This window comes from Tannerella sp. (assembly GCF_052170195.1).
Lineage (GTDB): Bacteria > Bacteroidota > Bacteroidia > Bacteroidales > Tannerellaceae > Tannerella.
On sequence record NZ_JBQNAZ010000018.1, the window covers coordinates 14,813 to 28,003 of the forward strand.

The window sequence follows — 13,191 nt, forward strand, 5'->3', positions numbered from 1 at the left end:
TTTGTCCTCTTACAAACGCAACACAGGTCGACAGGACAAGGAAATACACGGAGGGGAATGTCTGAAGAAATATATGGATATCCCCCTCTCCTTAAAACATCATAAGCGCAATTTTCAGATAATATTTCAGAAGAAGTCTCTGCAAAATCTCCAAATGTGTTTAATATTAAAAAAAGGGGCTGCCAATAGCCCGACCGACAAGCTATGAAAAAGAACATTACCCGCGTTTTGCTGTGGATCCTGTGTATCGGATCCCTTACTGCCATGCGCAGTCACGCCTCACCGACCGCTTCTGCCGAAATCCCATTGCTGAACCATCCTCATCCGCGTCTGTTGCTTTTCAAAGGTGAGGAAGAGGGCATCAAACAGATGATTGCGAGCCATCCGGAATGGCAGAAGATGCACAACCTGATCCTCCGGGAGTGCGACGTCCTGCTGCAAGGCCCCGACCTGGAGCGAAAACTACAAGGCGCGAACATGCTGAAAGTATCGAGAGAGATGTGGAAGCGCGCCTTCTACCTCTCGTACGCCTACCGCATGACGGGCGATAAACGCTACGCCCGAAAGGTGGAAAGAGACATGCTGTCCGTCTGCCGCTTCTCCGACTGGAACCCGCAGCACTGCCTCGATGGAGCCGAGATGACAATGGGCGTTGCCTTCGGTTACGACTGGCTCTACGATGAGCTCTCGGAGAGTTCCCGCAAGCTGATCCGGGAGGCGATCGCCGAAAAAGGCATGCGGCACGCACTGGAAGACAACCGCTACAACTGGTGGCGCAAAGTGGGTGGCAACGCCAACCAAGTCTGTAACTCCAGCTTAGGCATAGGCGCCATCGCCGTGTATGAGGACTTCCCCGAGCTGTCGCAAAAGTTGATCGAACAAGCTTTCACCTCCCTGCCCGTCGCGCTGAAAACGTTGGCCCCCGACGGCATCTTCCCCGAGGGCTACGGGTACTGGAACTACGGCATGACGTATAACGTGTTTTTCCTTAGCGCGATCGAAAAACTGGGAGGCACTGACCGGGGTCTCTTGTCCATGCCCGGTGTGCTGCGGTCGGCCGACTTTGCCAAACATTCGATTACGCCCATCCGCAGCAACTTCAACTGGGCCGATCAGAACGAATGGATCATCATCAACCCGTCTATGTTTTGGTTGGCCAAGAAAATAGGCAACCTGTCCGTCCTCTGGTCTGAGAAAATCTTCCTCGAGCACCCCACGTTCTACGGCTACCAAAACCTGCGCGAACTGCCTGCCATTATGATTTGGGCGAAGGACATACCGCTGGATCAGATCACCGAGCCGAAGGAGAAGTTCTGGATGGGGCAAGGATCCAATCCAATCGCCATGATGCGTAGCTCATGGAAGGGTCGGGATGCCATCTACCTCGGCTTTAAGGCCGGAACCCCATTCGAGATACACGGCCACATGGACGTCGGGTCGTTCATCATGGAAGCCGATGGTTATCGATGGGCATCCGACCCGGGCACACACAATTATTGGCTGACGGATTCGCTGGGAATAAACACCCAGTCCAAAGACCCCAATACGCAACGCTGGATTGTGTTTCGCTACAACAACCATTCGCACAATGTGATTACCGTCAACGGACAGCTTCAGAAGCATAAAGGGTATGCCAAAATCGATGAATACAGCGACCGCGAGGAGTTCATGTACGCCATCTCTGACCTGACCGACGCCTATAACGGAGAGGTGAAAAAAGGCGTGCGAGGCGTAGCTCTCAAGGACGGGAAGTATGTCGTGATCCGTGATGAGATTGAGACCTTAGACAACGGTAAGCCCACCACTATCCGGTGGAAGATGCTCTCCTATTGCGATGTCCAGTTGGCCGAACGTTCAGCCACGCTTAACCCCACTAAGTCGCTCGAGAAAAACCGGAAAATCACGGGGAAAAAGTTGACGATGAAAGTCAGCAGTTCGGCAGACATAAAGATGAAACAGTGGAGCACCGCGACAGGTAAACCCTATGATTTGCCCATGCCGGGATCGGTGCAGGTCGGCTTTGAGTGCACCATTCCGGCCGGTACGAAAGCGACGTTCGAGGTGCTGCTGATCCCGGAAAAATCAACCGATTTGGCAACCTTCTTACACAAAAACTTGAGTGAGTGGAAAACAATCAACGGCCAGACGCCTCCCGCAGTCGTTCCTGTGAGTAAGCTGACACTCGACAAACAGACCCTGAAACTCTCAAAAAGTGAAACGGCAACACTCAAAGCCACCGTAGAGCCGGCCAACGCAACCAACAAAGACGTGACGTGGAGCAGCGACAAGCCGGCCATTGTTACGGTTGATGCCACGGGGCGATTGACTGCAAAAACGGCAGGAGTAGCTGTCATCAGCGTAAAATCGAAGGCAGACCCCACGAAGCAAGCCACGTGCACCGTGACGGTTACGGAGCCCGCCCAACTCTCCGTATCGCCCACGAACATCAGCCTTCAACCGGATAAAGACGAGCAGACGGTAACTATCACGAGCAACCGATCATGGAAGGCGTCTTCGTCGGCCGCATGGCTTACCCTTTCGGCCACATCCGGAACAGGCAGCGGATCAATCACGGTGACGGCTGCACCGAATCCGTCGGAGAAGAACCCTCGCACAGGCAAGGTGACGATTACCGCGGAAGGACTAACCCAAACGGTAACATGCACCCAAAAGGCTCGCCCGACAGATATAAAAGTGAGTAAGCTAACGCTCGACAAACAGAACGTGAAACTTCCGAAAGGTGAAACGACAACGCTCAAAGCCACCATAGAGCCGGCCAACGCAACCAACAAAGACGTGACGTGGAGCAGCGACAAGCCGGCCATTGTTACGGTTGATGCCACGGGGCGATTGACTGCAAAAACGGCAGGAGTAGCTGTCATCAGCGTAAAATCGAAGGCAGACCCCACGAAGCAAGCCACGTGCACCGTGACGGTTACGGAGCCCGCCCAACTCTCCGTATCGCCCACGAACATCAGCCTTCAACCGGATAAAGACGAGCAGACGGTAACTATCACGAGCAACCGATCATGGAAGGCGTCTTCGTCGGCCGCATGGCTTACCCTTTCGGCCACATCCGGAACAGGCAGCGGATCAATCACGGTGACGGCTGCACCGAATCCGTCGGAGAAGAACCCTCGCACAGGCAAGGTGACGATTACCGCGGAAGGACTAACCCAAACGGTAACATGCACCCAAAAGGCTCGCCCGACAGATATAAAAGTGAGTAAGCTAACGCTCGACAAACAGAACGTGAAACTTCCGAAAGGTGAAACGACAACGCTCAAAGCCACCATAGAGCCGGCCAACGCAACCAACAAAGACGTGACGTGGAGCAGCGACAAGCCGGCCATTGTTACGGTTGATGCCACGGGGCGATTGACTGCAAAAACGGCAGGAGTAGCTGTCATCAGCGTAAAATCGAAGGCAGACCCCACGAAGCAAGCCACGTGTACCGTGACCGTTACGGAGCCCGCCAAACTTTCCGTATCGCCGGCGAACATCAGCCTTCGACCGGACAAAGACAAGCAGAAGATAAAGATTACGAGCAACCGGTCATGGAAAGCGTCTTCATCGGTCACATGGCTTACTCTTTCGGCCACATCCGGAACAGGCAGCGGATCAATCACGGTGACCGCTTCACCGAATCCGTCGGAGAAGAACCCTCGAACAGGCAAAGTAACGATTACCGCGGAAGGACTAACCCAAACGGTAACATGCACCCAAAAGGCTCGACCGACAAACATAAAAGTGAGTAAGCTGACGCTCGATAAACAGAGCGTGAAACTCCTGAAAGGTGAAACGACAATGCTCAAAGCCATCGTAGAGCCGGCCAACGCAACCAACAAAAGCGTGACGTGGAGCAGCAGTGCGCCCGGTATCGCCGAAGTGAACAACGGTCGTGTGACAGCCATAGCCGCAGGAGTAGCCACGATTAGTGCTAAAACGGTCGACGGAGGTCTGACTGCGACCTGCCAAATAACCGTTACGGACGAAACGACAGGCAACTCCGAAATGCTCACTCCGCAAGTTTACGCTGTTCCGGGAGCCGTCCGAATCGTCTTACCGTATCCCGAAACGGTGTACATTTTCAGCTTAGACGCGCTGAGAATACACGTCTTGCTCCTACGGGCCGGTGAACACGTCGAAGCACTGCCTCCGGGAGCGTATGCGGTGAAGATCCGTAAAGAATCGTATAAAATTTTCATTCGTAACAGGTAAAAAAGGAAATGAGGAGGACATGAGTAACCTTTTAGGTTACTGATCTGCCTACATAGTAAAGGCCAGTGTAAAAACACTGATACTGATACGGGGTATTCGCATCAGGCAGTCGATACACGAAAGCAGGGTAGCGCCCGTAGTGAGAACATCGTCGACAAGCAACACATGCTTGTCGGCGAATTGTTCCGGCCGAGAAAGACGAAAGGCTTCGGCTACGTTCATACGCCGCTCGTAAGCCGACTTATGCGTTTGGGTATCGGTATCGACTGCACGAACAAGCGTTTGAGTATCGACAGGGTAATGATACACCTCCGCCAGACCACGTGCGATCCATTCCGCCTGATTGTATCCTCTCGTCCGTTGTTTCCGCCGGTGAAGAGGGACAGGCACACACACATCCACGTCGTGGAAGAAGCCGTCGGCCTTCAACTCCAGAGCGGCCATCCGTCCTAATCTCTCGGCTAATTGTTTATTACCTCTGTATTTGAACGAGTGAATCAAGGACTGCACGCAGCCTCCCTCTCTGTAGAAAAGAAAGGCTGTCACATGTCGAAACGAAGAGATACCGGCAAAAATCGGAAGAAGAGGATGATCATCGCGCCGATGATAATATGTTCGCGGGAGGTCGCACAGGCAATGCAGACAGAGCTCTCGCTCTTCCGGCAGCAACGTTTTTTTACAGAGCTGACAGAGGCGCGGATCAAACAGATTCAGCAAATCATTCCAGATCGTCGTCATCGAAAGCTCCCCCTTGACATAACTCTCTGACACATTGAATAACGAGCGATTGTTCGTATCCCTTGTTCGCCGCGAAACGGCAGAGTTTTACAAACAAGTCCGTGTCCGATACGCTTCGCACTGTACGTTTCTTACGTCGGAGCAAATCCGTCAAGATACGCCGATAATCGTCTTTATCAATCTGCCCCAGTGCCTCGTCTATCACACTCTGCGCAATACCTTTCCGCCTCAATTCATAGCTCGTTTTGATCCTCCCCCATTCGTTAAAGCGGAGTTTATCGTTGACGAAACTGCGGCAGAAACGGGCTTCGTCGATAAATTTCTCTTCGATCAGACGGGCGATGATACGCTCCTCGCTTTCGGGCGAAAGACCGGCACTCGCCATCTTCTTACGCACATCGTGAATGCAGCGTTCGGCCGTGGAACAATAGGCCGCGACGCGGTGCAACATTTCGGCTTCGTGCTTCGCTTCCATCCCCCTCAGTTTTTTGAACATTGTATGAACCGTTCTTTGCCGGATATGTCGCGGACAAGCTCTGCATCAAGGTAATCCATTTCCTTCAACAGCGACACAAGCTCCTTTCCGTAAGCCGCATTGATCTCGAAATACAATCGTCCGCCTTCCGACAGCCATTTTCTCCCCCGCGCTGCGATATGCCGGTAGAAACACAACGGATCGTCGGCGGAAACAAACAACGCCTGCGTGGGCTCGTACTTGAGTACATTGGCTTCCATACCGGCTTTCTCACGCTCCGTTATATATGGCGGATTGCTGACAATCACGTCGAATACCACCGACCGGAACATTTTATCCAAAGACGATTCGGACAAGATATCGGCCTGCAGAAACCGGACATCGGCTTCATGGGCTTCAGCATTGCGTCGGGCAACAACCAGTGCATCATTACTAATATCGATGGCCGTAACCGTTGCCCCATGCAGCATCTTGGCCAGCGAGACGGCGATACATCCGCTTCCGGTACCGATATCGAGCACCTTCAGCCCTGTTTCGGCGTGACGACGAACGATAAGTTCCACCAGCTCGCTCGTCTCGGGACGGGGAATCAGTACCGAGGGAGTCACCTCGAACCGAAGCCCGTGAAACTCGCACTCTCCGAGAATATACTGTATCGGCTCCGAGCTAGACAGACGCTCCACCACTCGCCGGATGGCTCCTTTCTCCGTCTCGGTAATTTGCTTATCTTTGCACAGGATTTGCCGGGCCAACGTCAGACCACAGACATGTTCGAAAATCCAGCGGGTAAGATTCCGAATCTCTTCCGCTGAATACGTTCCTCTGAGGGTCTCCCGGATGTAGGCCGTTGTTGCTTGCATAACCATATCAAACAGATGACAAAAGTACGGAATTTTTGACACATCCGATGGATACAGACGAGAAATACATGGCACGCTGCCTGACGCTGGCAGCCGCCGGAGCAGGCATGGTAGCACCGAACCCGATGGTCGGCGCGGTGGTGGTGCATCGCGGACGCATCATCGGCGAAGGGTATCATCGGCAGTTTGGCGGTGCCCACGCTGAAGTACATGCGATCGCTTCGGTTCGCGACGAGACGTTGCTGAAAGACTCTACGCTCTACGTCAATCTGGAGCCTTGCTCACATCACGGCAAAACACTGCCTTGCACCGAACTGATTATCCGCAAACGGATTCCCCGCGTGGTCATCGCCTGCATCGATCCGTTCCCGGCCGTTTCGGGACGAGGCGTGCGGAGGCTGAAAGATGCAGGGATAGATGTAAAAACAGGGGTGCTGGAAAAGGAAGCCCTTTACCTGAACCGTTTTTTTATGACAGCTCAGACTCATCGACGCCCTTATATCATCTTAAAATGGGCGCAAAGCGCCGACGGTTTTCTCGACCGCATCCGAACGGATGCTTCGATGCCGGCCGCGCGTCTGTCGTGTGCGACTACGGTACGCATGGTACATAAACTTCGCTCCGAGGTCGACGCCATTATGGTTGGTACCCGTACAGCCTATCTCGACAATCCTTCACTGACTGTACGCCATTGGGCGGGAAAGCATCCCGTCCGCGTCTTGTCAGACCGTTCCTTACGCGTCCCGACCTCGGCCACGCTGTTCGACGGAACTATACGCACCCTCGTATATAATGCAAAGAAAAGCGGCGTAGAAGGACAAACCGAGTATCTGCCGCTCGATCTTACGATACCAATCATCCCGCAAATATTGCAGTCGCTCCATGAGAAGCGGATTCAGTCGCTGCTCGTCGAAGGGGGCGCCTTGCTGCACCGTCGTTTTATGGAGTCGGGCCTGTGGGACGAAGCGCGAATCGAAACGACGCCCGCCGTGCTCGGAAGCGGTGTAAAAGCTGCCGATATCCGAACGGCAAACGACGCCGTATGGGAAGGAGAACAACCGATTCGTTCCGGCAGAGACGCAGGACATACGCTTGCAACATTCATGCATAAGCATTTCTAAACAAATCCCTGAGAGGGACACTAAAATTCTATAAAACCGACCCGATGTAGGCCGCAAAGGAAAAAAATTTCTACTTTTGTGCTCTAATTTTACAGCATAATAATTGTGTCAATGAAAAAGAACAGGTTACAATCAGGAATAGCCGCAGGCATGGCGGCTCTTTTGTTGTCTTCTTGCTTGAATAATAAAGAACTCGAAGGGCTCGAATGGGTGCAGGACAACTGCCAGATCGCTTCTTTTTCGTTGAAAAACGACTCCATTCGCGGCTTGGCACAGGTCGTCTTTACCATTGACCAGCTCAACGGTGAGATATACAACCGGGACTCCATGCCTTACGGAACCGTCATCAACCGCAAAATCATTTGCAATGTAAAGTATGACGGACCGTCTCCTTCGGCCGTCGAAGTATATCAGGAAACGACGAAGGAAAGAAAGAACTGGAACGGTTCCGATTCGCTCGACCTTTCGAAACCTATCCGTTTTGATGTCTATTCCTACAACGGCAAATCCGTAAAAACGTATACGGCCAAATTGAATATCCATCAGCAAAAACCGGACTCGATGACATGGTTTCGAACAGAAAAACTGCTGGACACGGAAAGAGAAGAGCAGCGCGTATTGGAGTGGAAAGGCAAATACCGGATGTTTGTACGCAAAGCCGGAAATGATCTACTCTATCAGTCGGATGACGCCAAAACATGGATCGCCTCCTCACTCAACGGTCTTTCCGGAAAGACGCTTGTCTTAAGTCAAATAACTATTTACGGAGAAGTTCTTTACGCACCTGCTTCAGACGGATTGCTGTACCGCTCGGATAACGGCACGGACTGGTCAATGGTCAGCGGAGCCCCTGAAATAAAGGTTTTGCTGGGCGTCGTCGATTCGGTGACACAGTCATCACGTCCTTCGGCGCTGGCCGCCATCGTAAAGAACGGTGACTCATGGCACTTTGCGTCCATGAATGCCAAAGGGAAGTGGACGACCGGAGAAACGGTGCCGGAAGCGTTTCCGATCGAAGGATTCGGGACAGTGGGTTACGAGGCGGTTTTCTACCGTCACCTGCTCGTTATCGCCGGAAAAAAACGAAACGGCGAATTAAGTAATCTCTCGTGGGAGACTACCGACGGACTGAGATGGGTAAGCCTGAATCACTCCACCACAGCAGGTATAGAGCCGTGTGAAGGCGCTGCCGTTTCCTTCTACGACAATCAACTTTATCTGATCGGCGGTTTCAAAGCTTCGAAAACAGCCTCCCGGAAAATCTATCGCTCGGCAAACAGAGGACTGTCATGGACACTGGTCGATAAGCTGATTGTACTGCCCGAAACCTTCCAACCGCGAGGCTATGCTTCGTTACTGGTAGACAAAGATAACTACATGCTGCTTTTCGGCGGAAAAGAAAAGCATGATCGCGCTGTACTCGATGAGTTGTGGCGCGGACGTATAAACCGTTTAGGGTTCAAGGAATGAGGTACGGGAAATAATTTTGTACGGTTTCTCACGTTAGAAAGAAAGGTAATGACTGTAATAACAAAAGAAATGTCAATCACTTTTTTTCGACGCTGGCTGACCGTTTTTCTGCTCACCGTTCCGGTAGCGGTACTGTATGCACAAGAATACAAATACGAAATCGGAGGGATGGGCGGCGGTGCGTTTTATATGGGCGATGCCAATAAGAATATGGTGCTGAAAGGGCTCAATCCGTCGATCGGAATGATGTTCCGGTATAACGCGAACTTTCGGATCGCCTTCAAAGGGAATTTGACCTGGGCGCAGTTATCGGGCAGCACGAACGGACTCGATAATGTATTTCCCAACGGATTACAGACTTCGTTTACACGAAACGTCTTCGATCTGGGAGGACAGTTCGAGTTCAATTTTTTCCCTTACAGCGATAAGTTTCCGTACTTAAATACGAAACGGATCGCACCTTATCTGCTGTTCGGGATGGGTGGGACAGTCGCTCCGGGTGATGGCGGGACATTTGCCAGCCTGAATATCCCGATCGGTGCAGGAGTGAAATATAAACTAAAGAACCGGGTCAACGTCGGAATGGAGATTTCCGTCCGCAAGTTGTTCGGCGACGGATTAGATAACAAGGAGCTAAATGCTCCTTACAAAATAGAGAGCAGTGTGATGAAGAATCAGGACTGGTATACACTCATGACACTGTTCTTAACGTGGGATTTCGGTCCACGCAACCGGAAATGCAACAGTGCCAAAGGCATTGATGCATTGATGGGATTATCGAAACATTAGACGGAAAGAAAAAGATGTCAGTGATAGAACAGATCGACAGAGACCGCTTGCCACAACACGTGGCAATTATTATGGACGGGAACGGCCGGTGGGCGAAAGAGCGCGGGAAAGACCGAAGCGAAGGCCACCGCGAAGGGGTCGTCTCCGTGCGTAAGGTGGTGGAAGCAGCGACAACCCTCGGGCTACGGTACCTGACAGTCTACACGTTCTCTACGGAAAACTGGAACCGTCCCGAAGCAGAGGTACACGCGCTGATGGGACTGATGGTCGCAGCCATTCACCGGGAGACGCCGGACTTGATGAAAAATAACGTGCGCCTGATGGCTATCGGCGACCTAGATCGTTTGCCCCACGAGGTACGGACAACACTCGACGAGTGTCTGCGCCAAACGTCGGTCAACACGGGTACCACCTTAGTGTTGGCCTTAAGCTATTCGTCGCGTTGGGAGATTCTGCACGCTGTAAAAGCACTGACCGAAGAAGCCGCCTGCGGACAACTCCGCGCCGAAGAGGTAACGGAAGAGCTTTTTGCAAGCCGTCTGACTACACGCGACATCCCCGATCCGGATTTGTTGATTCGCACCGGAGGTGAACAGCGCATCAGCAATTTCCTGCTGTGGCAGCTATCGTATGCCGAACTTTATTTTACCGATATATACTGGCCTGATTTCAGAGAAGAAGAATTGTATCAGGCCATCCGGTCTTACCAGCAGCGCGAGCGGCGCTTCGGCAAGACAAGTGATCAATTAAATCAATCATAACGAACCATGTGTATGCATAAAAAAATACGCTTGATAATGACAGCCCTGTTGGGCATGACGGTTTGGGGAGGTACGGCGCAAATAAACGGCACCGTACTGTCGGATCTGATTCCGTCGGAGGCAAAAGACACCGTATCAAAGGGCGAAGTGCCTGACGTCTCTTATTCTCTCACCCCGAAACGTTATACGATTGCCGGCATTCAGGTGACGGGCGCAAGAAACTACGACGACTTCGTGCTGATCGGCTTCTCCGGTTTGTCTGTCGGGGATGAGGTATCGATTCCGGGCGATGAAATAACGAGTGCCGTTAAGCGCTTTTGGAAACACGGGCTGTTCTCGGATGTCAAAATTCTGGCCTCCCGTATTGAGGATGGCAAAGTATGGTTGGAGATTCGTCTGAAACAACGGCCGCGTATCTCCGAAATTCATTATAACGGCGTGAAGAAAAGCGAGCGTGAAGACTTGGAAGTAAAGCTCGGCTTGCGTAAAGGACATCAAATTACGCCGAATGTCTTAGACCGTGCGGAGACCCTTATCAAGAAATACTTCGATGCCAAAGGCTTTAAGAACATTGAGGTCGACATGGTGCAGCGCAACGACGTGTCGAAAGAAGGCGAAGTCATACTCGAAGTCAATATCGACAAAAACCAAAAAACCAAAATAGAGGAGATTCATCTCATCGGCAACGAGGCACTGTCGGATTTCACGCTGAAGAAGGCAATGAAAAAGACAAACGAGAAATTCAATCTCTCCAAGCGTTTTCGGCTTAGTTGGTTAGAACTCTTCAGCACAAAAAAATTCACGAGTGAAGAGTATGAGAACGATAAAAAGAACCTCATCGACAAGTATAACGAATTCGGTTACCGCGATGCGACCATCGTATCAGACAGTATCGTAACCATCAGCGATAAACACATAAGCATCTATCTGACGATTGACGAAGGGCATAAGTATTACCTGAAAGATATCCAGTTCGTAGGGAATACGAAATATCCGACCGAACAATTAGCTACCCTGCTGAACATGAAGGCCGGCGATGTCTACAACCAGAAAAAATTGCAGGAGCGCCTGCAGTCCGACGACGATGCCGTTTCAAACGTATATTACAATAACGGATATCTCTTCTTCTATGCCGACCCGGTGGAAGTAGAAGTCGATAACGACTCGATCTCGCTTGAGATCCGTATTCAGGAAGGACCGCAGGCAACGATCAACAAGATCATCATCAACGGTAACGACCGCCTGTATGAGAACAACATTCGCCGCGAATTGCGAACGAAACCCGGACAGCTTTTCAGTCGCGAGGACTTAATTCGCTCGGCGCGTGAGATTGCACAGACAGGACACTTCGATCCGGAAAATATGAATCCCGAGCCGATTCCTAACCCTGATAACGGAACGGTAGATATCCGTTATAACCTGACCTCAAAAGCCAATGATCAGGTCGAATTTTCAGCCGGATGGGGTCCGACAGGGCTCTTGGGAAGGCTGAGTTTGAAATTCAATAACTTCTCGATGAAAAATCTGTTCCATCCGGGAACCTATCGCGGCATCATCCCGCAAGGCGAAGGGCAGACATTCACCATCAGCGGGCAGACAAGCGGAAAGTACTTCCAGTCATACAGTATTTCTTTCCTCGACCCGTGGTTCGGAGGCAAACGTCCCAACACGTTCTCGGCAAGCGCCTATTATTCGAAGATTACCGACTTCAACAGTCGCTACCTCAATGATCGCCTGTCGAGGTTTAATCCTTATATGGGCGGCTATTACGGAGGCCGTTCGGGATATTATGGCAATGGAGGATCCGGTTTTTACGAATCGGCTTACGACCCCGATAAATACATGCAAATGATCGGAGTGAATTTCGGGTTTGGAAAACGTTTGAACTGGCCCGACGATTACTTCTACACGATGCTGACGTTGAATTACCAGTTATACAGCCTGAAAAACTGGGATCGTTATTTCCTGATCAAGGATGGTGTTTGCCACAAAGTCAGTGTAGACTTGAGCCTGCAACGCAGCTCTGTGGATAATCCATTGTACACGCGTTACGGTTCGCAGTTCGTGGCTTCTGTATCGGCGACTCCGCCTTATTCGCTTTTCGACGGCAAAGACTATGCGAAGATCACTGATCCTGCAGAGAAGCATAAACTCATCGAATATCACAAATGGAAATTCCAAGGCAAGGTCTTCTTCCCGCTCGCTCCGCTGCCGCAAAACAACGGTCCGAAGCGTACACCCGTCCTGATGTCGCGTGTGGAATACGGTTTTCTGGGTTATTTTAACAAGAACAAGATTTCGCCGTTTGAAACGTTTCAGGTCGGTGGCGACGGGATGACCGGCTATTCCAGCTATTATGCGACGGAGATGGTCGCTCTGCGCGGATACGACAACATGTCGTTGGCCGGGCAGAATGAAAAGGTACCCGAAGGCTACGCTTATTCGCGTCTGTCGATGGAGTTGCGTTATCCGTTTATTCTGGAACCGTCGTCCACGATTTACGGACTGGCATTTGTGGAAGCCGGAAATGCGTGGAAAACGGTGAAAGATTTTCATCCGTTCGATCTAAAACGTTCGGCCGGTGTCGGTGTGCGTATCTTCCTCCCGATGATCGGAATGATGGGTATCGACTGGGCTTACGGATTCGACAAGCCTTACGGTTATCATAAAGCCGGCGGAAGTCATTTCCACTTTATCTTAGGACAGGAGTTTTAACGTAATTTAGAGAGGACGAATCAAACCATCCACAAATTTTA

9 protein-coding genes are annotated in these 13,191 nt (G+C 51.4%); 6 read left to right on the plus strand and 3 right to left on the minus strand.

Annotation, left to right across the window (positions count from 1 at the left end; all coding sequences use genetic code 11):
• The first annotated feature begins 204 nt into the window (after positions 1-204).
• Positions 205-4,221 carry an Ig-like domain-containing protein gene (locus tag ACTTKA_RS06650; protein WP_442724420.1) on the plus strand — a complete coding sequence of 1,339 codons (4,017 nt, stop codon included), beginning with the start codon at positions 205-207 and terminating at the stop codon, positions 4,219-4,221.
• A 48-nt stretch (positions 4,222-4,269) separates the two neighbouring features.
• Here the strand turns inward: ACTTKA_RS06650 and ACTTKA_RS06655 are convergent, their stop codons facing one another.
• The 3 genes from ACTTKA_RS06655 to prmC are packed head-to-tail and all read right to left on the minus strand — an operon-like array spanning position 4,270 to position 6,294.
• Positions 4,270-4,959: a ComF family protein gene (locus ACTTKA_RS06655; RefSeq protein WP_442724421.1), complete on the minus strand. Its 690-nt coding sequence runs from the start codon at positions 4,957-4,959 to the stop codon at positions 4,270-4,272.
• Positions 4,940-5,434, minus strand: a complete 495-nt coding sequence (locus ACTTKA_RS06660) for a regulatory protein RecX (protein ID WP_442724422.1) — start codon at positions 5,432-5,434, stop codon at positions 4,940-4,942. The genes ACTTKA_RS06655 and ACTTKA_RS06660 overlap by 20 nt, the downstream gene beginning before the upstream one ends.
• Before the next feature lie 5 nt (positions 5,435-5,439).
• Positions 5,440-6,294 (minus strand): peptide chain release factor N(5)-glutamine methyltransferase, encoded by an 855-nt coding sequence (gene prmC / locus ACTTKA_RS06665; RefSeq protein WP_442724423.1) that lies wholly within the window; start codon positions 6,292-6,294, stop codon positions 5,440-5,442.
• Positions 6,295-6,341: 47 nt separating this feature from the next.
• Between prmC and ribD the strand changes: the two genes are divergently transcribed.
• The 5 genes from ribD (at position 6,342) to bamA (ending at position 13,150) form a co-directional block, all read left to right on the plus strand.
• A complete protein-coding gene (gene ribD, locus ACTTKA_RS06670; RefSeq protein ID WP_442724424.1) occupies positions 6,342-7,415 on the plus strand; it encodes a bifunctional diaminohydroxyphosphoribosylaminopyrimidine deaminase/5-amino-6-(5-phosphoribosylamino)uracil reductase RibD in 1,074 nt (357 codons plus the stop codon).
• A 111-nt stretch (positions 7,416-7,526) separates the two neighbouring features.
• Positions 7,527-8,885 carry a DUF6242 domain-containing protein gene (locus ACTTKA_RS06675; protein ID WP_442724425.1) on the plus strand — a complete coding sequence of 453 codons (1,359 nt, stop codon included), beginning with the start codon at positions 7,527-7,529 and terminating at the stop codon, positions 8,883-8,885.
• A 69-nt stretch (positions 8,886-8,954) separates the two neighbouring features.
• The gene (locus ACTTKA_RS06680) at positions 8,955-9,674 is read left to right on the plus strand and encodes a DUF6089 family protein (RefSeq protein WP_442724426.1); all 720 of its coding nucleotides are present in this window, start codon (positions 8,955-8,957) and stop codon (positions 9,672-9,674) included.
• 14 nt (positions 9,675-9,688) lie between these two features.
• Positions 9,689-10,435 carry an isoprenyl transferase gene (locus tag ACTTKA_RS06685; RefSeq protein WP_442724427.1) on the plus strand — a complete coding sequence of 249 codons (747 nt, stop codon included), beginning with the start codon at positions 9,689-9,691 and terminating at the stop codon, positions 10,433-10,435.
• Positions 10,436-10,489: 54 nt separating this feature from the next.
• On the plus strand, positions 10,490-13,150 hold the full coding sequence (gene bamA / locus ACTTKA_RS06690) for an outer membrane protein assembly factor BamA (RefSeq protein WP_442724445.1): 2,661 nt from the start codon (positions 10,490-10,492) through the stop codon (positions 13,148-13,150).
• The last annotated feature ends 41 nt before the right edge of the window (positions 13,151-13,191 follow it).